Here is a 22192-nt window from a genome sequence, read left to right as displayed (position 1 = left end):
CTTTTGGTCAAAAGGCTACTGTGTCGATACTGTCGGAGTAGATGCAGAAATGATCCGTAAATATGTGAAGTACCAAGAAAAGAAAGAACGTCTCCAGCAGGAGATAGATTTCAGGAAATAATCTGCAATCTTGGGGCAACTCTCACCAGCCTTCTCTGAAGGCTGGCGGTTTCAGCCCCCTTATAGGGGGGGCATAAAGCAAAACCACGTTCTAAGAACGTGGATCATTTACTTTGTAATGAGAATTATTCTCAATATAATCTGCGGCCAGTGACATTCAGAATAAAAATACAGAATCGACAAGGAAGACTTTCATGATTTTGAAGCGAACGATGGCTGCGCTGGCTGTGTCAGGCCTGCTTCTGGCAGGTTGCAGTGATAGCCAAAAAGCTGAAGTTACAGGCTCGGCCCCCTCTCTGAATATCTCTCAGCAAACCGCTCAGTCTGTCATTGAGCAGTATGCTGATGTCGCTTATGCCACTTTTGAAGATGCTCTGATCACCGCAAAGGCTTTACGTGTTGCAGTGGGTCAGCTAGTCATCAGCCCCAATGAAGAATCATTGAATGCAGCCCGTCTGGCATGGAAAGCGGCCCGTGTCCCTTATATGCAGTCTGAAGTTTTCCGCTTTGGAAATCCTGTCGTGGATGACTGGGAAGGTCAGTTGAATGCCTGGCCTCTGGATGAAGGCATGATCGATTACGTTGACTCCAGTTCTTACGGTTTCGAGATGGGTAATGCTGGAGCCCAAGCCAATATTGTAGCGACCACGGAGCTGGCAGTGGGTGAGAATACCCTCGATCTTGAGATGTTGACCCCTGAAAAATTATCCAGCTTGAACGAATTGGGTGGCAGTGAAGCCAATGTTGCCACTGGCTATCACGCGGTGGAATTTCTTTTGTGGGGACAGGATCTGAACGGCACCGGTCCCGGTGCAGGAGAGCGTCCGGCTACCGATTACGCCAAAGGTCTGGATTGCACCAATGGCCACTGTGACAGAAGGGGTGAGTACCTTCTGAAGGTAACGGATCTATTGATCAAAGACCTGGAGTACATGGTAGAGCAATGGAAGCCGGGTGTTGCAGGTAACTATCGGGCTGAACTGGAACAGGGATCGATTGACCAGGGTTTGAGAAAAATGCTGTTTGGCATGGGTAGCCTGAGTCTGGGTGAACTGGCCGGTGAAAGGATGAAAGTCGCACTGGAAGCCAATTCTACTGAAGATGAACATGACTGCTTCAGTGATAACACGCACTTCTCTCACTTCTACAATGCCCAGGGCGTTCAGAATGTGTTTACAGGCAGTTATCAAAGAGTGGATGGTTCCATAGTTGAAGGCCCAAGCATTCTTGAATGGCTGAAGCAAGAAGAAAAGGAACTGTCAGACAAGGCAGAAGGACAGCTGGATAACACCCGAACTGCTCTTCAGGCTATTGTCGACTCAGCCGAAAATAATAATGTGGCTTTTGACCAGCTGATTGCCCCCGACAACAAGGAAGGTCATGTCATGGTACAAAAAGCTATTAATGCTCTGGTTGAACAAACCACTACCATCGAAGAAGTCGCCAGTATCATGGGTATTAACCAGCTTAATCCGGATAATGCAGATCACGAGTTCTGAGAATGATAAAAAGAGTTGGACTACCGGCGCTGTTGTCTTTGGCTTTAGCAGGCTGCTCCATGGAAGAGCAGCCCGTCTTTGAGCCCGGTGAAGAAAGACCCGGTGGTGACACCTCGGTAACGATTGCTGGCCGAAATTCTTTTTCCATGCCGGCCGGTAATATGAAAGTCACGCGCAGGCTGGATTTTAATGTCGGAAACAGTTTTTTCCGCAACCCCTGGGTGGCTTCGCCATCTTCGACCACTGCCAGAGATGGCCTGGGTCCACTCTTTAATACCAACAGCTGTCAGAATTGCCACATCAAAGATGGCCGTGGGCACGCGCCCAAGAATAATGATCTCAACAAGGTGTCTTTGCTGATGAGGATCAGTATCCCAGCCACGGCAGATACTGATCCTGAAATACTCATCAAAGATGGCTCTGTTCCTCATCCTGTATACGGTGGTCAGATTCAGGACTTTGCTCTACCAGGCAGTGTTCCGGAAGGACGGGTTCAGGTTCGCTATGAATATTCGCAAGTGACCCTGAAAGGTGGAGAGACAGTCGAACTCAGAAAACCTTTCTTCTCTATCACTGATCCAGGTTATGGGCCATTACCCGATGATCTGATGATGTCTGCCAGGGTGGCTTCGCCCATGATCGGTTTGGGATTATTAGAGGCTTTAACAGACTCCAGTCTTTTAACTTATGAAGATCCGGAGGACCGGGACGGTGATGGTATATCCGGACGGGCTAATCGGGTCTGGGATCATGAGCAGGGTAGAACCGTCATGGGTCGCTTTGGTTGGAAAGCCGGTCAGCCCAACCTGAAGCAACAGAATGCAGCAGCCTTTAACGGCGATATGGGGATTACCTCCAGTCTCTTCGCGGAGGAAAACTGCAGTGAATCCCAGAAATCATGCCGGGACTTGTTAACCGGTGAGAAAGTAGAAATCTCTGACAAGATTCTCAAGAAAGTGACTTTTTATACCCGAAATCTTGCCGTACCTGTTCGATCAGAAGCCAGGAATAAAACGGTATTGAAAGGCAAAAAACTGTTTAGCGACATTGGCTGTGCGGGTTGTCATATTCCCAGTTATAAAACGCCTCGACTCCGTGATCAGCCTGAACAATCTGACCAGTTGATTTGGCCGTACACCGATTTACTGCTCCATGATATGGGCGAAGAGTTAGCTGATCACCGACCGGAGTTTCTCGCCAGTGGTGTTGAATGGCGAACACCACCACTCTGGGGTATTGGTAAAACCCATGAAGTCAGTATTGAAGCTACTTTTCTGCACGATGGCCGAGCCAGAACCATTCAGGAAGCCATTCTGTGGCATGGTGGAGAAGCTCAAGCCTCACGAGATCGTTTTGTGTCTATGGAGAAGACTCAGCGAGCAGCGTTGCTGAAGTTTATAGGATCCTTATGACCCGTTGTATTCGTTTGGTTGTAGCTATCGCTTTGCCTCTGCTGTTGGTGGCTTGCAGTCAGAAAGAGAGTGAAGAGTCTGCCCGTAAAGAAATCTATTTAAGCCAGTTTATTGTCGCCGATTATGCCGCAATGCAGCGAAGTGCGGTGGCACTGAATCATACCGCTGAACGTTTTTGCTCAAGCCCTGTAGAAGAAAATTACTTGTCTCTGCGCCAAGGCTGGAGGCAGGCCATGTCCGCCTGGCAAAGTGTAGAAGCTGTTTCTCAGCTTTACCTCGAAGAGAATATGGAAGGTTGGCGGTTTCAGTTCTGGCCTGACAAAAAGAATCTGACGGGTAGAAAAATAGAAGCCTTGCTTAAGAAATCTGTCAGTTCTGACTTGAGAGAAGAGAGCGTTATTGTTCAGGGGCTTTCTGCTCTGGAATACCTACTGTTTGATCCAACCAATGGCCAGCGCATTCTGCTGGGTGAAGAGAATCGTTGTCGCCTATTAAAAGTAGTGAGCAATACACTGGTATTGAATGCCGGGGACCTTAAGGACAGGTGGCAGGCAAATGGGGCTTTCTATAATGAATATTTCAGCAGTGAGCCTGAAAAACAGGTAACTGTTCCTGTGCTGGTTCTCAATAGTCTTGATGTTCTGTCTTCCCGTTTGATTCGTGAAGTGGGTTTGCCAATGGGCAAACAGAAGGTCAATCACTATCTGGCAGAGTCCTGGCGTAGTAAGCAATCTTTGGAAAACATCCAGCAGTCTCTGACTACGGGTCTGAAAATGACTCAGTTTGTACTGACAGGCTCTCTCTCTGGACAAGAGCGGGCAATTTGGCAGGGACTGGCTGAAGATATAGCTCAGTTTAATCAAGATATGGAGCCATTACCTGCTTCCATTCCTGGTTTGGTTGAAGAGCAAGGCCGGGATCGTCTTGTCGCTTTGCATCGTGATTTGTCTGAGCTGAGAGGGGGAGTTCGAAAAGCTTCTGTCGCCCTCAAAATTCCTCTGGGCTTTAATACTAACGACGGTGATTGATTGAATGTTCAGCCGTCGAACCTTTCTTAAAACCGGGCTGGCTTTTGCTGGCCTGTCTCTCTCAGGATGTTCGATTTCTACACGAAACTCATCAGTACTGATCAGTGCCGCCAGAGACCCGGAAGGTCGACATTTTATTCAGGCTTTCACAGCTGATGGGGGGAAGTTAGGTCGTTGGCCAATTCCGGCACGAGCACATGATATCGCTGCCAGACCTTCCAGCTCAGAAGTGGTGGTTTTTGATAGAAGGCCGGGCCGATTGTTGTATCAGCTTGACTGGAAAAAGCCTCAAGAAGTGGACTCTGTGGTCAGTCATCCTCTACGACACTTTTATGGTCATGGCGTATTCAGTCAGGATGGCCGGTGGCTTTATACGACAGAAAATGATCTGGAAACACTGAATGGCATTATAGGTGTTTATGATGCTGAGAAGGGGTATCAAAAAGTCAGGGAGTTCACTTTGAGTGGTCCGGGTCCCCATGAAATAGCCATGATGCCAGACGGCAATACGCTGGTGGTGGCTTTGGGAGGGATTCAGACTCATCCTGATTCCGGACGTGAAACATTAAATCCAGAGAGTCTGAAACCGGCTTTGCTTTACATTGACCGCAATACAGGAGACGAACTGGAAAGGCAGGTGTTTGTCGATCCTGCCCTGAGTATTCGTCATTTGGGTGTGGCTCCAGACGGTACAGTGGCCATTGGTATGCAGTATCAAGGTGATCCTGAGACTTTGCCTTTAGTCGCTTTGCATCAACGAGGTGAGCCACTGAAACCTGTAAAGGCAACAGAAGCCCAATGGTTGGCATTGAATGGTTACATAGCCAGTGTCTGCTTTATCCCTGATAGCCAAACCCTGGCGGTGACCACTCCCAGAGGCAACAGGATTGGTTTGATTGATGCTTCCAGCGGTGAGTTGAAAACCCTGATCCATAACCGTGATTGTGCGGGCGCTGCCACTACCGCTTCAGGATTGTTGGCTGTGAGTAATGGCTTAGGAGATATTCAGCTTTTGAAATGTCATCAGGGTCAGGCTGAGGAAGTTTCGATAGCCCGGATTAAGGGCTGTCAGTGGGACAATCATATGTTGTCACTGGGTTGATTGAACCCTGAGTATTTCTTCCCGAACTTCAGTGAGAGCTTCCCTAAAACTGCCATCGAACTGCTGCAGTTTGTCGATGAATTCAGGCAGCATCTCTTTCAACATGCGACCAGTGTTTTCTGGCAGGGTTTCTGGCATCTGGCTCAAGGTCTGATTCATTCGACCTTCAGCCTGAATAATGATGGACTTCAATCGTTCAAACTCCAGTCCCTGGTTTTCCAGATCAGCTTTTCTGCCGGAGCGTGACAATGCCAGCTTATCAAACATTTCCTGAAGTTTGAGATCCTGATTACCCATCATTCCTTCAATGTGTTGAAGGCCAGCCAGATAGGCCGAAGCACTGGCTTCTCCAACCGGAGCAATGGGAGTTGCCTTGGCTTCGTCTGATGCTTCAATAGCCGCTACTTCAGGTTGTTTGCCCTGGGCCATATCGGCACGGTAAGGACTGATGGCAGCAATTTGTCCCAGCAGTTCATGGATGATGGCGTAATTGAACTGAAGCATCTCTTCCATGTTGCTTTTCAGGTCTTCAAAGGTGGTTTCCACCTCTTCTTCAACCTGTTGCTGACTGGAAAGACCCAGTTCCGGATCCTGTCGGGGAGCAGAAGGGGGAACGGGGCGATTATTGATGTCTTCGATTGCCATGGAATATCCCTATTCACTTTCAATCTGTTGCTTATCAATAAGGATAGGTTACTTCTCGGCTATGGAGCCTTTGTTGAAGCCCTCAAAAGCAACCACTCGAACGGATTTACTTGGGTTTCTGTCCTTGATGACGCCAGCAATATGTTCTGCAAGAAGCTCGACAGTACTGTCAGTATCAATCAGGTAGCAGCGGTCTTCAGCAATGGTCAGCTCAAAGTAACCCTGGTCGGAGGTGTAGCCAAAACGCAGGTGATCTTGTTTGCCCAGAGTCACTTTTTCCAGAAGGTCTTCCCGGGTGGCGATGTAGATATCTTTCCAGGTTTCAGCCCAGTTGGCTTCCTGCATAGGATCGCGTTGGCCATCCAGGTAGATATGAATAGGGGAACGGTGACCATGGGCAATCCTCTGGCAATCACCCAGATGCTTCTTCAACCCGTGGCTGTAGTGATAAAAAGCGCTGGAAAATTCCTCAGGGTATATATGTAGCTCTACACCTCTGACATTGTCAGGCAGTTCATCCAACAGGGTCTTTTCCAGAAAGGGCGTCAGAGCTTCAGGAGTGATTTCCTCTGAGTTAACCAACAGAATGGCCTGAGCCGGAGCCTTACACTCGATAATATCACCGGAATTGCCCTGCATATGAACAGAAAGGCGCTCTTCATTCTCTGTTTTTACAGAAATAGCAGAGTGCGCGGTAGGTACCAGCAGACGATGGTCAGCCAGAATGTCCAGGGATGCCTTGATCTGTTTTTTGACATGGCCAAAGTCAAACACCATGCCCTGTTCATCCAGATCACCCCTGAGCGTGACATCCACCAGCCAGGTCTCTCCTACAACCCCACGCTCGGGGGAGAGATAGCTGAAATCAAGGGTGGTTAGCTGATTGACGAACAATGCGGTCATTGGGTTCTACTGCGGCTGAAAAATGTTAAGGGTTAATCGGTCAATTGTAACTCATTTCTCCCGGCTGTTCAGCGTCCAGTCAAATTCAGTGAAACGGATTTTCATCCGGTTTCCCTGCTGGGCTATCTGCTGTTTGATTTCAGGGTCAGGGTGATACTTTTCGACAAAGTTCAAAATGCCTGACTTTTGTCCAAAATCTTTTTTGTACCAGTAAAAGCAGCGGGGCAATAACAGCTCTTTTCCATCAACAGAAACTTGGCGTTTCAGGAAGTCGGAAGAGGCGGCTTCCAGTTCATCTTCAATGGACTCAGGACAAAACACTCTGAGTGGGGCCGAGCTATGGCAGGCGCAGTGAAATGCCATATGTATTCTGGGGTCCAGCTGATTCATCACGTAAAGGTGGGCAGGATGTGTGCGACGCAGTGGACGTCTCAGTTTTCTGAAAGACGGTGTGTTGGCTCTGAGAATCCCGTGCTCAATCTCATCCAGGGAAAAAGCATGGGGTCTGAGCTGATAACGAAACCCCTGGAAAAAGTCCTGTTTCTCCATGATCGACTGTACCTCATTGCCAGACATGACCACATGCAGGATCAGGGCGTTGTAGAGGTTGAGCCAGAATGCCTTGCGAGCTTCGTCAGACTTAAGAGCCCCGGGATCAAAGTCTCCCAGAGAGCGCGCCAATAGCTGGATCTTGTTGTAATCGCCCGAGCTTTTGCAGGAGTCATAGTCGAAAGAGTTGGAGCGAAAGTCGTAATGATGCTGGATGAGTGATGAGAGAACCGCTTCCAGATCACTGGCAACTTCAGTTCCTTTGTAAAAGCGGCTGACCCAGCCATTTTGATTCATCTGTGGCATAAAAATGTTGCCCGTCCATGGTTTCCATTAAAAAATGTGAGAGGAATAAGGCAACTATCGGTGAATTGTTTCGGGGATTTAGCATATTATTCAGAACTCTGTATACCTATAGACGTTGGAGCCCATTTTGGATCGCACTATCACGCAGTCTGATCTTGAGTTTGATGCCCGTCATATCTGGCACCCTTATGGTACGACTCCCAGCCAGTATGAATTGTTTGCTGTTGAGAGTGCATCAGGCGTGAGGCTTCGCCTCAGTGATGGCAGGGAAGTGATTGACGGTATGTCATCCTGGTGGTGTATGGTCCATGGTTATAATCATCCCGTCATGAATCAGGCCCTGAAAGATCAGGTCGATTCCATGTCACACGTTATGTTTGGTGGCCTGACCCATAAGCCAGCTATCGAGCTTGCCCGCAAGCTGATAGAGCTGACCCCGGAACCTATTCAAACTGTGTTCTTTGCTGACTCCGGCTCTGTTGCCGTGGAAGTAGCGATCAAGATGGCCATGCAGTATTGGCAGTGCAAAGGACTAACCAGTAAGAACAAGCTTCTGACTTTTAAGGGTGGATACTTTGGTGACACCACCGGTGGTATGTCTGTCTGTGATCCTGAGAATGGTATGCATCATCTGTTTACGGGTATTCTGCCTGAACATCATTTTGTGCCCAGACCCGCGTGTGGCTTTGATGAGACATTTGAGGAACATCATATAGAAGCTTTCCGCTCAGAGCTGGAGTCTTTGAACCATCAAGTGGCGGCAGTGATTATTGAACCTATTGTTCAGGGCGCTGGTGGCATGCATTTCTATTCACCTGATTTTCTTAAAAAAGTCAGAGAGCTTTGTGATGAGCATGAAGTGCTGCTGATTCATGATGAGATAGCCACGGGCTTTGGTCGTACCGGTAAAATGTTTGCCTGTGAACATGCGGATGTCATTCCAGACATCATGTGTGTAGGCAAAGCCATAACCGGTGGTTATATGACCTTGTCTGCTGTGATGTGCACAGAGGAAATCAGCAAAACCATCTGTGCCAGTGGTCCGATCATGCATGGTCCCACCTTTATGGCGAATCCTCTGGCCTGTGCTGCAGGGGTTGCGAGCATGGAGATTTTATCCACAGGCGAGTGGCAGCATCAGGTAGCCAATATAGAGAAAAAGCTCTGGGATGGCCTTTCACCCTGCGCTGAACTTGAAACTGTGGATAATGTCCGTGTCCTGGGAGCCATCGGTGTTGTGGAGTTAAAAGAGCCTGTGGTGATGTCCGAAATTCAGCCCCGTTTTCCTGAGCAGGGAGTATGGGTCAGACCCTTCGGTAAACTGGTGTATATCATGCCGCCCTATGTGATCTCCGATGAAGATCTGGATACCCTGTGCAAGGCTATTTGTACGGTTGTGAAATCCATTAGCTAATCAATCGATTGACCGGTCAGGTTCCTGGTGCAGCTAAGCTCATACCCCATACCGTTCACACTGAGGCTGTCGAAGTGCATTATCAACATCCTTCGACAAGCTCAGGATGAACGGAGTATGTATGAGCTTAACGCTTGACAGCACTTGCCTTTATAACTCCTCCAGAGACTGCTCCCTTTCAGCAACCAGCTCCTGATTGACCATCGCTGTGACACAGGAGTCTGACCAGACGTTGATGGCGCTTTCCAGCATATCGATAAAAGCATAGAACGGCAGTATGAGTACCATCAGCTGCATATCGACCCCCATGGCGGCCAGAAAGGCACTGGATAGCATATAGCAACCCATGGGAACACCGGCATTACCAATGGCTGCAATGGTGGCGACCAAGATCCAGGAAAACATCTCCAACGATGTAAACTGAACACCGTTGCTCTGGGAGACAAACAGTACAGTGATCAGGATGTAGGCTGCACAAGCGTTCATGTTGACAGTAATGCACAAAGGCATGCTAAAGCGGGCCACTTTGCGCTGGAGGCCCAGCCTTCTTTCTGCACAGTCCACTGCAGAAGGCAGGGCAGCACTGGAAGACTTGGAGAAGAAAGCGATAGTGAGAGCAGGCCACATAGCTTTCAGCGTACTGACAGGTGCTACTCCGCGAATTTTTAGCAGGGCAGGCAGAATTACTCCAGCCTGTATCAAGTTGGCCAGTACCACACAGAGCAGATAAATCGCCAGTCCCTGTAATACTTCATGATTCTGTACATCTTTGACGAACAGGGTGACAAACGCCCAGACGGCCAGCGGCATCAGTTTCAGGAAAAAGCCGGTCATCTTCATTACAGCGGCAAACAGGCTTTCAAAGAGTTGGTTAAGCGTCTTCTTATGTTCCTCTCCCAAAGAGAGGATGGATGCACTAAACACCAGTGCAAGAAACAAAACGCCCATGACGTTGTTGTTGAGGAATGGCTCAATCAGATTTGAGGGAATGATATTGAGAAGGTGATTCCAGTAGCTGACTGCTTCAACGGTGTTCTGTCCACTGTTGAAGACGCGGGCTGCACTCTCGGATGGGTCCAGCAACAAATACAGGCCCAGGGCCAGGCTGGCAGACAGCAAAGTGGTGAGAAGAGTGTACTTAATGACCCTTCCACCCAGAGAACGGACATCAGCCATACCACTCATACCCGATAAAGTCGCCACCAGAGAAAAAAAGATAATGGGCAGGCTGACCAGCTTCAGCAATCTTATGAAAATATCAGCAATCACGTCGCAGATCTGGTTAATCACAGCTATGTCCAGCCAGCCACAAAACAGTCCAAGAACGGCAGCACCAAAGAGTATGACAGGTGAGTTAATGCTTACATGTCTATGGCTGTCGCACATGAAAAACTCCTTTTGGATTATTTTGTTACTCCGGCACCATTCCCGGTCAGCCTCCTGAGGCTGAGTGAGTAATTCTTAAGGGCTGCTGGCCAGATCTTGTCTGATTGATTAATTCCTCTAGAAGACCAAGGTTAGACCCTCTTATCCGATGCGTAAGGTTAATTTGGCATTTGGTTATTGCGTTCCAGACGAGAAGTTTCTGGCTGGAAGCTCTCGGTTCACGGGGGCGTTGGCAAGAGTAATAAAATGCATTCATATTCAGGATAAATCAGCCATGAGCGAAAGAAGTATTTTTTCGTCACCCTCGGGGGATGAAAATTTTTTCACTGTAAAAAAACAGAGGCAAAAAGATCTTTGCAGGCCATGGACTTTGTCTACAATTGACGAGCTGTTTCATCTGGATGTACAGCACGGAAGTGCGGGTTTTATAGAGGTGTCAGGGCTTTGAAGGGCACTGCTGTAACTTTCCCCAGACTTCTGGCTGACTGTTTTTAAGACGGTATTTTAACTGATGGCTGCCTCAGGAGGTTTAATCATGGCTCTCCGTTTTGATCTGCCTGATTTGCTGGAAGACCTGGAAGATGAGCAGGACGCTTATGAATCCGGCCCCTGTTTTCCTTATCCCGTGGTGGATGGGTTGCCGGAAGAAATTGCCATGAAACGTCTGGTAGTTAGCGGGTCTCTGGTCAGGTTGAATGTCCGTGGTGGTTCTGGCAGTACACAATTGAATCTGGGGGCGACAAAAAGTAATGGTCGCAAGAAGGTATTGTTGAAGCTGCCCTGATCGACTGAAACAAATAGAAATAATGGGCTTTTTCTGCCGATTTTCTAATTGACGGTTGTTTTTCATCTGACTTGAGAGTTCGTCATAGCTGGCCCGTTGGTATGGGCAGGCTTTTTTTGCATAATGACTTTTCTCTGGCGACTGGGTATAGAGACCAGGAGTAATAATGGACTGCAGACTTCAGGGGGTTATTGTTGCCCGACATGGTGAAGGCACACATAACACCGGTGGGTTTTATAGTTCGGACCCTGACCACCCCAATTATATTGAATCCAGATTGACGGAGCTGGGGCGTGAGCAGGCGTTAAATCTGGCTTCACAGCTGAAACAGTCTGGTATACGTGGGGCCGAAATTTGTCGAGTAGTGGTTTCACCTCTGCCTCGAACCATTGAGACAGCCCATATAGTTCTGAGCGCGTTAGGTGTGCCTGAAATAAATATGGAACTGGATGAGAGGGTTATTGAGTCGAAAGTGGGTGATAGGGAAGGTCAGCAATATAAATCTTATAATGACCGTGATTTCTGGTTTCCTGAAAACCCTGAAAAATTCGGTGGAGAAACCAATACCCAGATACAGGACCGAATGCTTGAAGCCTATAACCAGATTCTTACTGAAGACTGTCAGTCAGAGGGTTATGTGATGGTTTTCAGCCATGGTGCCCCCATTTATTTGTTAATAGAAGCGCTCTTAGGGATGGGCATCAAGCTATCAACAGCAGGATATAAACGATTGCCTTGCCATTTCAGACTGTAATCCAATAAAAATTTTCAAATTGCTTACCTGACATCTGTGAAACAGATTATGTGCAATACCCTGACTCTGATTTAGAATGAGCGATCTTGAGTTTTGGGGCCGTTGACATGACTGAGCAAAAAACAGCACTGATAAAAGAAACATTCCCGGTGGGGCCTTTGCAGTGTAACTGCACGATTGTAGGTGACCCTATTACCAAAAAAGCCATTGTGATTGATCCCGGTGGTGATCCGGAGATTATTTTGTCAAAGCTTGAAGCTCATGGGCTTAAAGCGGTGGCTCTGATTCATACCCATGCTCATCTGGACCATTTTCTGGCCAGTGGCGAAATCAAGAAAAAGACGGGCGCACCTATCCATCTTCACAAGGAAGACAAGTTCCTTTGGGATAATCTTGAAACCCAGTGTCGCATGTTTGGTGTGCCATACAATCCTATTCCTGATCCCGACTTCTGGTTGAATGATGATCAGGAATTACCTTGTTGCGAAGGTGTGGCTATGCACACACCCGGGCATACTCCAGGCTCCATGTGTTTCCACTTTGAGAAAGAAAACCTGCTGATTGCAGGGGATACTCTGTTCCGCCGCTCCATTGGCAGAACCGATCTCTGGGGTGGTGACTTCAAAGCGATAGAAAAATCCATTCGGGACCGCCTATACACTCTGGATGAAGAGACTACAGTGGTTACAGGTCATGGCCCGGATACCCGGATTGGTGAAGAAATTCGGGAAAACAGCATAATTCGCGGCTAGCTCTAGTTAGCCAGCAAGGAGAAGTGAACATGTTGATGCAGTTAAAAAGAATGTCTGTAGTGGTGGCCGCAGCAGCGATTGTTGCAGGTTGTCAGACTACTAACCCTTATACAGGGGAGCAGGAAGTCAATAAGACCAGCAAGTACGGTGGTATTGGTGCGGTTACCGGTGCCGTAATTGGTGGTCTGATCGATGGTGGTGAAGGGGCTTTGAAAGGAGCAGCCATTGGTGGTGCTGCGGGTGCGGGTTATGGCTATTACACCGACAAGCAGGAAGCAGCACTGAGACAACAGTTGCAGGGAACAGGCGTTCAGGTTTACAGGCAGGGGGATAACCTTCAGCTGATCATGCCTTCAAACATCACGTTTGATTCCAGTAAGTCAGCTATTAAGTCCAGCTTTTACCCTGTTCTTGGCTCGGTGTCTAAAGTGTTCAAAGAATACGACAAGAACCTGATTGAAGTGGTTGGCTATACCGACAGTACCGGAGGCGACAAGATCAATCTGCCTTTGTCACAGGATCGGGCCAAGAGTGTAGCGGATTATCTGATTTATCAGGGTGTGTCCGGTACTAGAATCACTTACTTCGGTGCGGGTTCATCAAATCCGATTGGTGATAACAAGACTAAAGAAGGTCGCGCCATGAACAGGCGGGTAGAGATTAATCTGAGACCGGCTCCTCAGAAGTAATCAGAATGACTGAAAAGAACGGCATGTGTCGCTCTTTTCAGTCGCGTCCATTCCATTCAGGATTCTGGATTAAGCGACGAATCAGCTTATCAGTTCTTTCCAGCTTGGCTGGATTTGTACAGATACCCCTAAGCTCTTCCGTAATTTCAAATCGGCCATTGCAAAGTTGGTGAGGCCAAACACCGGTTGCTGAGGCCATCTCTTTGAAGTTCTCCTGTCTTTCTGACATCAAGGCTGCCCTGTAACTTAACAAGGCTCTGCAGTGGAGTACTTTAAACATTAACTCGTCTTTCTGGGTCTTCCATTTCGCAAGTAGTGTGCCTAAGGGGATTGAACAGGCGTCTTTCAGTTCAGAGTGTTGCTCAACAAGTCGGCTGACTTCATCAATGTCATCGCTTTCAAGTGTTGCTTTTGCTTTTTGTGCCAGCTCTAGACCGCCATATCCGTTCAGGATGCTGAAAAGCATATCCCAGGAGCCTTTATGAGCGGTTTGCAGAGCTGCAGATTTAAGGCTGCAGTCAGTATCAAATACAGATTTGTGCATATTAGCTCTTGCAGAAGTTAATACACTATCCAGCTTTTGTAGCTCCTCACCCCTGAGAAGAATATGCTCTTTATTAAGAGGGAGTTTCACCTGTAGCCAGGCACTTTGCTCATAGAGTGCAATGAAGCCAGCGTAATCTCCTGAATCCAGATATGTTAATGCCAATCCTGCACTCAACTCTTTTGTTGTAGATTTTTGTTGTGCTCTATCCTCTGTTTTCAGGAATCCATCCAGTGCCCTGTGAGCGGCGTCAGTCAGTTCAACCATTCCCTGAGATTCAATATTGAGATCTGGCTGTACTTGAGAGCCGGGGAAGTCTTCCTGATCAATCGTTTCCCATGGTGAGGGAAGGTCAGGGTTAGCTTTTTGGTAGGCATCCATCAGTTCACCGAGAACCGGGGTAAAATGAGTCAACAGGAATGGAAAGTTTTTGGTGAATCGAGTTAGCTCTGCAAAATCATCATCGGTAATACACTGTTGAACCGTCATTAAGATAGCTGTGAGAGTGTAGCTGTCCAAATGACTTTTGCTGGCAGCGTCAGTTACTGCGCGTAAACTTTCTTTTGTCTGCTTTTTTAGCTCTGAATAAACTTCTTTCGGAGTGCCGGTCGATTCAACGAACCGGAATTCTACAGGCTTAATGTCGTAGAATCTTTGGGGCAGTGGCAGTTGCTTTTCAGGTTCAACACTGGAGGTAAATAATCCCCAGACCGATGCGCCTAGTGAGCTTGCAGAAGTTGAGAAAGTTCCCAACCAACTTTGATTTTGTGGATCCTGATTATTTGAGACAGCCATAGAACCTCTCTTCTACTCTTCAAATTTGTTCAGCATGAATTGCTGAAGGCCTTCTTCAAATCGATCCAGCTCTTGTTCAACCTCTTCTGGAGTTCGGCTTACAAGCTTTCGATCTTCATTGAACCGGGTGGACAGTGCTTCCTGAATTTGATCCTGAAGGTTTTCAAACTCACTGCGCTCAAGTACACAAGTCCAGTGGTTGTAGCTGCATGGTTCGGGGCGGAAGAATTGAAAGAACTCATCGGTATTACCTTTTGCCAGACAGGACTGGTAGGCAATCAATAGCCTGACGTGAAGAACATGTGGTACATACATACCTGCCAGTTGGAAGGCACCTTTCTCTGCCATATCTGCGGTCAGCTCGCCTATCTCTTCAAAAAGCTCTTCGTCTTTTTGTGTTTCTGCATGAGCTTTCTTCCATTGGCCTGCTTCAAGAAGCTTTCTGACTGTTTCGAGTTGTTTTTTTCTGGCTTGATACTGGGGCAATTCAGTTTCACTGGCACTGTATTCTTTGTCACGATTAGCCTTCCAAACTTTTCGGAAGCCTTCTATGGCTGAGTTATATTGTGTTGAGCATTTCTGTAGCATGGCTGCTCTTCTGTAAGAAATGGTCTTGTCGTCTACGAGATCCTTGTGATCTCTATCCAAAGGGTCTTTGGCCATTTTTATATAGATGTCTGTGATCTTGTTGCCAGCCAGTGACTTTTGAATAGCCAGTACGCAACTTTTAGGCAGTACTTGCTGCAACCAGCGGGAGTTGCGATAAAGGTCCAGGAACAGGTCGAGCCGGTTGTGTCGCATAAACTCATAGGCCCAGCGAACCGTGAACACCCGGGTGTCCGGGTGATCTTCATCATGATCACGTTTGTATTTCTGGTATAGAGCTTCGAAGGTAGCCATAACGTCGCCCAGGCTTTCAGCAGGTGTATCCAGTTTTAACTGAGGATCCCAAACACTTATCAAACTCGGCAATGCGGGAGTCAGGGACATTAAGGGGTCTCTATTTTGTGTTTCATACCACTTGTCCAGCAGAGCCTGATGAGGAAAACCGTGCAGCAAATCCCTGAAGTTCGCCCAATTTCTCATCAGTTTTTCATGATCGTCTCTGGCCAGATTGGCAATACAGATATCAATGACGCCTCTTCGAATTCGATCAATCTTGTCAGTTGCTCCCGCAGGTTCATGTTGTTCCTGGAGTATCTGAATCAACTGATCCCTTAATTCGTCATAACTGAGCTGATGGATGTTTTCGATCTGTCGAACTTGAATGGGCTTATGGGCAGCCACTCTTTTTTGTTGAATATAAGGCGTGACTTCTTCGTCGGGAAGGCGAATTGAGCTGCCCCAGCTATAGCCCAATGCTTCGGTCACTAATTCAGTTTTTTGGTTGATCCATTTCCAGAGGCTGGAACCTTCGTTACCTACGGCCATTCAAGAGTACTCCCTGTTGATAAAGCTGAGTCTAGCAGGGGGGAGTTGTGCTCAAGTGCGTAGCTGATGACTAAAGAAATGGGAATAAAAGAGGTAGAGTGAGGGAAGTCAATAAGTCGGCGAAGTTCTGAAGAACCAGAGTACCGACGGTTACCAGATGGGAGTGGTCGGTACTACGGGTTCCTGGTGGGGGCTAAAGACAGGTTATCCTGCCATTGAACGGTTTGTCTCATAGTCTGTGGATTCCAGAGCTGCGTTTTCTTGTTTGGGTATAACTCGGTAACTTCTGCTCTCTTTCTGGCTGGTGGGACATGGATGGGTACCACGTGAACAGAAAATACAGCAATCACCACTCTGGGGGGTCATCAGGTTTTTACAGCTTCTGCATTCATAAAGGTATACACAGGCATCTAATGGCATGGTTTCGGTTTCAGAATGACCACAGCTGCTGCAAGTAACAGTTGATTCAGTATTAAGATGAAGTTTCATAATGTAATTCTCTTCTTTTGTTATTTTCTTTGGGGCGTAATGTAAAAATATCGACACTTTTCCTCCTGTCTTGAAAGAATGATGCATTCTTGGTTTGTCTCCACGAATCTTAAGCAAGAAGTATGACAATTATGTGTTATTCAGAAACCTTGAATTTTAAAAGCTAAAAACTGGGTGAACTGACCGTTGGGGTTAAAGTTATTGTCGGAAACCAGAATCAGTGTTTTTTCACCCGTGGGCAGGGTGGGGCCAAAGCTGATGCCTTCAATGTTATCCAGCTTGATATTCAGATCAGCCAGGTCCAGCAGCAAATATTTATCCATTGGCCAGACGCTTTTGCCTTCAATACTGTCCAGTTTTTTGACGTTGCTGGCTGTGTGAGTATTCGTTAGATACAGGCGAATACTATTGCCTTTGCCGACCGAGAATGCTCTTTCTACCGCAATAAAATAGCCAGGCCCCAAAGACAGCAGCTCCACCAGACCGTTGGTGCTGAATGCTCCCTGCGGCTCAGGAGCGTCAATAACCGGATCTGTTTCATAAATGAATTCCTTGCCTGGCTTGCCGGTTTTGCCATTTAACTTCATGACTCTTATCGGGCTGCCACTCTCAAGACTGGAAGCGGGTCCATCCTGTTTGAGAGCACCTTCGGTTGCGGTATAAAGGTGTTTGCCATTGTAGGAGAAGGTCAGACTTTCAAAAGCCAGGTTGTTGCGAATGCCTCTATCGGGGGCAGGCGCATACTTTTCGGGCAGGGCAAACTCATCCACATACTGTCCGTTGCGAGTCATGATCCTGACAAAAGGTGGCAGCCCCTGGTTGGCGTCGCCTTCACTGGTCCAGTACAGAAGGTTGGGGAATGGGGAAAGCCGGATAGCTTCCGGATCAACACTGGCAGCAGAAAAAGATTGACCGTCTTTGTCGAGAATCTCGGTGACAGAAGTGAACTCTATATCCCCTGAATCCAGACGACCATCTTCGAGATCCATTGTGAGTTCATAGAAACGAGCTTTGCCTTTTTGAGCTCGATCATCACTGATGCTGATGAAGCGGTTGTTAACAGCATCGTAATCAAGCCCCGACAAGCCTCCCAACTCAGTATCCAGCACTTGTTCACCGGTTGGAAAAGTTGCCTCACCAATGAATTCAAGATTGATAAATGGGGTTGCCTGAGTCATTCCTGCAAAGGTGGTCAGGGCCATCAGGGTTATTAATTGTCGTTTAAACAGCATGATCCATCACTCTGACTGAAAACTGCAGTGTTCAGCAGGATGATGAAGGCTTGATGAAAAAGCAAAGACGAAGAGATTAAAGTTTGGGGGAAGGCGTCAGGAATGACAGGAAAGACCGGAGTCTTTCCTGTCAAAGGCAGAATCAGGCTTTTTCAGCTGCAGCCTGAATCGCGGTGAGTGCAATGGTGTAGACAATGTCTTCAACCAGAGCACCACGGGAAAGGTCGTTTACAGGCTTGTTCAAACCTTGAAGCATAGGGCCAACGCTGATTACGTTAGCACTGCGCTGTACCGCCTTGTAAGTGGTATTACCGGTATTCAGATCTGGGAATACAAAGACTGTCGCACGTCCAGCCACGTTTGAATCAGGTGCCTTGCTCTTGGCAACGGACTCTACAGAAGCAGCGTCGTATTGCAGAGGTCCATCCACAACCAGGTCAGGGCGTTTTTCACGAACCAGCTGAGTGGCATCGCGAACACGCTCAACGTCTTCACCAATACCGGAAGAACCTGTGGAGTAGCTGATCATGGCGATACGAGGCTCAATGCCAAAGGCCTTGGCAGAATCAGCGCTCTGGATAGCGATGTTAGCCAGCGCATCAGCATCAGGATTCGGGTTAACAGCACAGTCACCGTAAACCAGTACCTGATCAGGTAGCAGCATGAAGAAAATAGAGGATACCAGACCGCCGGCGTCTCTTTTGGGTTTGATCAGCTGGAATGCTGGACGGATTGTGTTGGCGGTAGTATGAACAGCGCCGGATACCAGACCGTCTACTTCATCCATAGCCAGCATCATGGTGCCCATTACTACGGTGTCTTCAAGCTGTGCTTCTGCCATTGGGGCATTGAGGCCCTTATGCTTGCGCAACTCAACCATAGGCTCGATGTAACGGTGACGAATGCTTTCCGGATCCATGATGATCAGGCCTTCCGGCAGATCAAATCCGTTATCACGAGCTACCTGCTCAATCACTTCACGGTTACCCAGCAGAATACACTCGGCAATGCCACGTTCCTGACAGATGATGGCAGCCTGAATGGTTCTTGGCTCGTCACCTTCTGGCAGAACAATACGTTTACGAGCTGCTTTGGCCTGCTGAACAAGACTGTAACGGAACGCAGGTGGCGACAAACGACGTTCTGCCAGGCTCTGGCAGTGCTTCTTGAACCAGCTGTTGTTTAAATTTTCGGCAATGGTGTTCATGACCTTCTCGATGCGTTCCATATCATCCAGAGGTAATTCATCGCTCATACGATCCAGGCGGGTTGCTGTCGTATAAGAATCATCTTCGGTCATCAGGACCGGCAGACCGGTTGCGAAAGCTCTTGCGCATAGCTCATTCACAGCGCTGGACATTCTGATACCACTGGTGAGCAGCAGACCGGGCAATGGCACACCGTTAGAAGCTGCCATGGCAGTTGCCAGAACAATATCATCACGGTCACCGGCAGTAATAATCAGATTGCCTGGCTTCAGGTGATGAATCATGTTGCTGGGTGTTCTGGCGCTCAGCGTGTAGGAATTAACACGACGCAGGGCAATATCACCTTCGTTAATGACTTCACAGCCCAGGTGACGGGCAATATCCAGTGTCCGGTGTGAAGACAGCTGTGGCTCATAGCTGATGTAGCCAAGAGGCAGGAAGCTTTTGCGGGAAAATTCTGGCAGCGGTTTGAACTGGTGCTCTTCTTTCAGCTGCTCAATCTGATCTTTGTTCAGCTTATTCAGGATGTAACCAATGACATTGGGGTTTTTGATGCCCCCAAAACTGTCAGCTGCAATTTCCAGCTTGTCTGCCACATCTTCCAGTGAATCTTTACCTGGCTCTGAAACCAGAATAATGTCGGCGTTCAGAGTTCTGGCCATGTCGCTGTTCAGGCGGTTGGCATAGGGCATGTCACGGGTCGGAACCAGACCTTCTACGACTACGACTTCAGCGCCTTCAGAAGCATCGTCGAACAGGGCAACGATGTCTTCCATGAGCTCATCACCTTTGTTGTCACCCAGCAGGTTTTCAACCTTTTGTGTGCTGATCGGTGTAGGTGGCTCATGGTCCATGATGCGTTGAACCAGTCGTGTAGAACGTTCAGGTCCTTTGTCGGTCGTATGCAACTGGGCAATGGGTTTGAAGAATTTTACTCGCAGACCCAGGGTGTCCAGTGCCCGCACCAGTCCCAGGGATACTGAAGTCAGACCGACCCCATAGCGGGTGGGGGCCAGAAAAAACGTACGCATAATGCTGTTCCAGAAATGTTTGCAAACATAGGGACTTGTGATCCCTAAAGCAGCCTTGAACGACAAAAACAGTCACTCGAAAGGACTGTATTACTTCATCGTTTGTCACAGCCGGATCCTGCGGCTGACAGGTCAAACATGGGGCTGAAGACAGTCTCCAGCCCCAGGCGAATCAGGCAGTCAGGGCCTGAGTATCGCGAGAGATCATTAGTTCTTCGTTAGTAGCAACCACCATACCCACGGTGGAGCCTTCCTGGGTGATTACACCGCTTTTGCCCCGGAAGGTTTCATCATTGAGCTTTTCATTCAGCTCAAAGCCGAAGATGCTCAGACGCTCGATAACATTCTTACGGATGATACTGGAGTTTTCGCCAATACCGCCAGTGAAGACCAGAGCATCAATTTTGCCCATGGCAGCGGCAAAGCCCGCCAGCTTTTCAGCCAGAACGTGGCAGAAGACGTCCAGAGTCAGTTGAGCGTGCTCGTTACCTTCTACGGCAGCGTCTTCGATGACACGACAGTCGCTGTCCATTTCAGACAGGCCCAGAAGACCACTCTTCTTGTTCAGCATGTCTGTGGTTTCGTCCAGGCTGTAACCCAGAGTTTTGTTGAGGAAGCTGAACAGGTTCGGGTCAACATCACCGGAGCGGGTGCCCATGACCAGACCTTCCAGTGGTGTCAGGCCCATTGTGGTGTCAATAGATTTACCATTTTTGATGGCACAGGCAGAAGCACCGTTACCCAGGTGAGCTACCAGAATGTTGCTGTTGTTGATGTCCAATCCCAGCATGTCTGCAGCAGCCTGACCGACATAGCGGTAGCTGGTACCGTGGAAACCGTAGCGACGAACACCCTGCTCTTTGTACAGGCTGTAAGGAATCGGGTAGAGGTAAGCTTCAGCAGGCATGCTCTGGTGGAAAGCCGTATCAAAAACAACGGCGTTTGGCAGACCCGGGAAAATTTTCTGGGCAGCACGAATGCCGGTCAGGTTAGCCGGGTTGTGCAGAGGAGCCAGTTTGATGCAGTCTTCAATGGCTTCCAGAACTTCGTCAGTCACCAGGCAGGATTCGGAGAAGTTTTCACCGCCGTGAACCACGCGGTGGCCAATAGCAGAGATGCCTTCGATCAGGCCTTCTTCACGCAGAAGACCCATCAGTCCTTCCAGAGCGGCTTCATGTGCGGCCAGGCCCAGTGTCTGACTGCCTTTTTCACCGTTGATTTTCCAGCGCAAAACAGCTTCGCTGCTGCCAAGGCGCTCAGCGATGCCGTTGATTTTCTCTTCTTCAGTTCCGGGGTTGATCACTGCGAATTTGAGGGATGAGCTGCCGCAGTTGATGACCAGAATGCTGTCTTTGCTCATTGAAATAATACCTAACAGAACACGGGCAATAAGAGACTGGCAGGGTCACCCCGGTCAGTCTCCTGGAGGCGGCTTTAGTACAGACCGACTCCGAGAGGGGATGCACCAGCAGTAGAGTCTTACAGATACAGATGTGGTCTATGTGACAATACTGATGGAACGGTTCGCGTCATGGCAGCCCGCAGCTCAGATATTCGGAAACTGAGAGTGAATAGAGATAGATTGCAATTCACCAGACGAATATCCGGTCAGAAAACGGGCAAGCAACATAGAAGTTTCGATTATAACCATTGATATAGGTCAATGGACTGCGTAAAGATGCGTATGCAGATGCTGTTTCTGTATGGCCTTGTCGGAATTTCTACAGTCACAACAGGCGGCTGTCCACAGGAGGCCATTGTCGAATGAAACCCTGATTCCTCACTCTGAAGGTGAGAGCGGGATGAAAGGTTTCACGGAAAAAACTTGGGATTCAATGACAATGTAGCCGTTTATCCTGGATACTCAAGGCCGAGTCTCTTCCAATATAAAATGAGCCTGAACAAAAGCCCGGTTTCCAATACGAACTGAGCCTGTAAAGGTCCAGGATGTCGTTCATGATGAGAGGATGAAGATTATCATGAACACCAAACTCATCAAGACCCTGGATCAGGTCAGCGACTTCCTTGAACATGTCCCAGACATAGAACCTGGCTGGGAGTCTAAAGATGAGTGTTACCGATGGATAGAGTTAACTCTCAGTCATTTCCGTTACCGCTC

Annotated in this window: 19 protein-coding genes; 9 read left to right on the top strand and 10 right to left on the bottom strand. The window is 48.2% G+C overall.

Going from position 1 to position 22192, the window contains the following annotated elements:
* The first annotated feature begins 314 nt into the window (after positions 1-314).
* Genes WG89_RS17505 through WG89_RS17490 form a run of 4 tightly spaced genes read left to right on the top strand, consistent with a single transcriptional unit; the run spans position 315 to position 5161 of the window.
* Positions 315-1619, top strand: a complete 1305-nt coding sequence (locus WG89_RS17505; RefSeq protein WP_062268422.1) for an imelysin family protein — start codon at positions 315-317, stop codon at positions 1617-1619.
* A 2-nt stretch (positions 1620-1621) separates the two neighbouring features.
* A complete protein-coding gene (locus tag WG89_RS17500) occupies positions 1622-3031 on the top strand; it encodes a di-heme oxidoreductase family protein (RefSeq protein WP_062268421.1) in 1410 nt (469 codons plus the stop codon).
* The gene (locus WG89_RS17495; RefSeq protein WP_062268420.1) at positions 3028-4059 is read left to right on the top strand and encodes an imelysin family protein; all 1032 of its coding nucleotides are present in this window, start codon (positions 3028-3030) and stop codon (positions 4057-4059) included. Before WG89_RS17500 ends, WG89_RS17495 begins: the two co-directional genes overlap by 4 nt.
* A gap of 4 nt (positions 4060-4063) precedes the next feature.
* On the top strand, positions 4064-5161 hold the full coding sequence (locus WG89_RS17490) for a DUF1513 domain-containing protein (protein ID WP_062268419.1): 1098 nt from the start codon (positions 4064-4066) through the stop codon (positions 5159-5161).
* Here WG89_RS17490 and WG89_RS17485 read toward each other — a convergent pair.
* From WG89_RS17485 to WG89_RS17475, 3 genes are read right to left on the bottom strand one after another with little or no spacing between them, the layout of a single operon-like run.
* A complete protein-coding gene (locus tag WG89_RS17485; RefSeq protein ID WP_062268418.1) occupies positions 5150-5806 on the bottom strand; it encodes a hypothetical protein in 657 nt (218 codons plus the stop codon). The genes WG89_RS17490 and WG89_RS17485 overlap by 12 nt on opposite strands.
* A gap of 48 nt (positions 5807-5854) precedes the next feature.
* The gene (locus WG89_RS17480; RefSeq protein ID WP_062268417.1) at positions 5855-6709 is read right to left on the bottom strand and encodes a 6-carboxytetrahydropterin synthase; all 855 of its coding nucleotides are present in this window, start codon (positions 6707-6709) and stop codon (positions 5855-5857) included.
* A 51-nt stretch (positions 6710-6760) separates the two neighbouring features.
* Entirely contained in the window at positions 6761-7564 is an 804-nt protein-coding gene (locus tag WG89_RS17475) for a DUF547 domain-containing protein (RefSeq protein ID WP_062268416.1), read from the bottom strand.
* A 127-nt stretch (positions 7565-7691) separates the two neighbouring features.
* Here WG89_RS17475 and bioA point away from each other — a divergent pair, with 127 nt between their 5' ends.
* Positions 7692-8978 carry an adenosylmethionine--8-amino-7-oxononanoate transaminase gene (bioA, locus tag WG89_RS17470; RefSeq protein ID WP_153301655.1) on the top strand — a complete coding sequence of 429 codons (1287 nt, stop codon included), beginning with the start codon at positions 7692-7694 and terminating at the stop codon, positions 8976-8978.
* Positions 8979-9128: 150 nt separating this feature from the next.
* Here the strand turns inward: bioA and WG89_RS17465 are convergent, their stop codons facing one another.
* Positions 9129-10364, bottom strand: a complete 1236-nt coding sequence (locus WG89_RS17465) for a dicarboxylate/amino acid:cation symporter (RefSeq protein WP_062268415.1) — start codon at positions 10362-10364, stop codon at positions 9129-9131.
* A 535-nt stretch (positions 10365-10899) separates the two neighbouring features.
* On the opposite strand from WG89_RS17465, the gene WG89_RS17455 reads away from it, so the two are divergent.
* From WG89_RS17455 to WG89_RS17440, 4 genes are all read left to right on the top strand, one after another.
* Positions 10900-11148 (top strand): hypothetical protein, encoded by a 249-nt coding sequence (locus WG89_RS17455; RefSeq protein ID WP_062268413.1) that lies wholly within the window; start codon positions 10900-10902, stop codon positions 11146-11148.
* 166 nt (positions 11149-11314) lie between these two features.
* Entirely contained in the window at positions 11315-11902 is a 588-nt protein-coding gene (locus tag WG89_RS17450; protein WP_062268412.1) for a histidine phosphatase family protein, read from the top strand.
* A gap of 107 nt (positions 11903-12009) precedes the next feature.
* The gene (locus WG89_RS17445) at positions 12010-12654 is read left to right on the top strand and encodes an MBL fold metallo-hydrolase (RefSeq protein WP_062268424.1); all 645 of its coding nucleotides are present in this window, start codon (positions 12010-12012) and stop codon (positions 12652-12654) included.
* Positions 12655-12689: 35 nt separating this feature from the next.
* Positions 12690-13343, top strand: a complete 654-nt coding sequence (locus tag WG89_RS17440; RefSeq protein WP_062268423.1) for a YiaD family glycine zipper/OmpA-like lipoprotein — start codon at positions 12690-12692, stop codon at positions 13341-13343.
* A gap of 37 nt (positions 13344-13380) precedes the next feature.
* Here WG89_RS17440 and WG89_RS17435 read toward each other — a convergent pair whose 3' ends face one another.
* The 6 genes from WG89_RS17435 to WG89_RS17410 all read right to left on the bottom strand — a co-directional run bounded on the left by WG89_RS17435 (position 13381) and on the right by WG89_RS17410 (position 21433).
* Positions 13381-14682 (bottom strand): hypothetical protein, encoded by a 1302-nt coding sequence (locus WG89_RS17435; RefSeq protein WP_062268411.1) that lies wholly within the window; start codon positions 14680-14682, stop codon positions 13381-13383.
* A gap of 12 nt (positions 14683-14694) precedes the next feature.
* Positions 14695-16113, bottom strand: coding sequence for a hypothetical protein (locus tag WG89_RS17430; RefSeq protein WP_062268410.1), 1419 nt, complete (start codon positions 16111-16113; stop codon positions 14695-14697).
* 204 nt (positions 16114-16317) lie between these two features.
* A complete protein-coding gene (locus WG89_RS32730; RefSeq protein WP_281177709.1) occupies positions 16318-16602 on the bottom strand; it encodes a GDCCVxC domain-containing (seleno)protein in 285 nt (94 codons plus the stop codon).
* 140 nt (positions 16603-16742) lie between these two features.
* Positions 16743-17834 (bottom strand): esterase-like activity of phytase family protein, encoded by a 1092-nt coding sequence (locus WG89_RS17420; RefSeq protein WP_062268409.1) that lies wholly within the window; start codon positions 17832-17834, stop codon positions 16743-16745.
* A gap of 142 nt (positions 17835-17976) precedes the next feature.
* On the bottom strand, positions 17977-20073 hold the full coding sequence (gene pta / locus WG89_RS17415; protein ID WP_062268408.1) for a phosphate acetyltransferase: 2097 nt from the start codon (positions 20071-20073) through the stop codon (positions 17977-17979).
* 172 nt (positions 20074-20245) lie between these two features.
* Complete coding sequence (locus WG89_RS17410; protein ID WP_062268407.1) at positions 20246-21433, bottom strand: acetate kinase; 1188 nt, start codon at positions 21431-21433, stop codon at positions 20246-20248.
* Positions 21434-22192: the final 759 nt, after the last annotated feature.

The sequence above is a fragment of the Endozoicomonas arenosclerae genome (assembly GCF_001562015.1).
Classification (GTDB): Bacteria; Pseudomonadota; Gammaproteobacteria; order Pseudomonadales; family Endozoicomonadaceae; genus Endozoicomonas_A; species Endozoicomonas_A arenosclerae.
This window is presented reverse-complemented; position numbering and strand designations above follow the sequence as displayed.

Bases quoted from the DNA above. Each gene is read 5' to 3' on its own strand.
- WG89_RS17505 (WP_062268422.1), top strand. From the start codon at position 315: ATGATTTTGAAGCGAACGATGGCTGCGCTGGCTGTGTCAGGCCTGCTT.
- WG89_RS17500 (WP_062268421.1), top strand. From the start codon at position 1,622: ATGATAAAAAGAGTTGGACTACCGGCGCTGTTGTCTTTGGCTTTAGCA.
- WG89_RS17495 (WP_062268420.1), top strand. From the start codon at position 3,028: ATGACCCGTTGTATTCGTTTGGTTGTAGCTATCGCTTTGCCTCTGCTG.
- WG89_RS17490 (WP_062268419.1), top strand. From the start codon at position 4,064: ATGTTCAGCCGTCGAACCTTTCTTAAAACCGGGCTGGCTTTTGCTGGC.
- WG89_RS17485 (WP_062268418.1), bottom strand. From the start codon at position 5,806: ATGGCAATCGAAGACATCAATAATCGCCCCGTTCCCCCTTCTGCTCCC.
- WG89_RS17480 (WP_062268417.1), bottom strand. From the start codon at position 6,709: ATGACCGCATTGTTCGTCAATCAGCTAACCACCCTTGATTTCAGCTAT.
- WG89_RS17475 (WP_062268416.1), bottom strand. From the start codon at position 7,564: ATGCCACAGATGAATCAAAATGGCTGGGTCAGCCGCTTTTACAAAGGA.
- WG89_RS17465 (WP_062268415.1), bottom strand. From the start codon at position 10,364: ATGTGCGACAGCCATAGACATGTAAGCATTAACTCACCTGTCATACTC.
- WG89_RS17455 (WP_062268413.1), top strand. From the start codon at position 10,900: ATGGCTCTCCGTTTTGATCTGCCTGATTTGCTGGAAGACCTGGAAGAT.
- WG89_RS17450 (WP_062268412.1), top strand. From the start codon at position 11,315: ATGGACTGCAGACTTCAGGGGGTTATTGTTGCCCGACATGGTGAAGGC.
- WG89_RS17445 (WP_062268424.1), top strand. From the start codon at position 12,010: ATGACTGAGCAAAAAACAGCACTGATAAAAGAAACATTCCCGGTGGGG.
- WG89_RS17440 (WP_062268423.1), top strand. From the start codon at position 12,690: ATGCAGTTAAAAAGAATGTCTGTAGTGGTGGCCGCAGCAGCGATTGTT.
- WG89_RS17435 (WP_062268411.1), bottom strand. From the start codon at position 14,682: ATGGCTGTCTCAAATAATCAGGATCCACAAAATCAAAGTTGGTTGGGA.
- WG89_RS17430 (WP_062268410.1), bottom strand. From the start codon at position 16,113: ATGGCCGTAGGTAACGAAGGTTCCAGCCTCTGGAAATGGATCAACCAA.
- WG89_RS32730 (WP_281177709.1), bottom strand. From the start codon at position 16,602: ATGAAACTTCATCTTAATACTGAATCAACTGTTACTTGCAGCAGCTGT.
- WG89_RS17420 (WP_062268409.1), bottom strand. From the start codon at position 17,834: ATGCTGTTTAAACGACAATTAATAACCCTGATGGCCCTGACCACCTTT.
- pta (WP_062268408.1), bottom strand. From the start codon at position 20,073: ATGCGTACGTTTTTTCTGGCCCCCACCCGCTATGGGGTCGGTCTGACT.
- WG89_RS17410 (WP_062268407.1), bottom strand. From the start codon at position 21,433: ATGAGCAAAGACAGCATTCTGGTCATCAACTGCGGCAGCTCATCCCTC.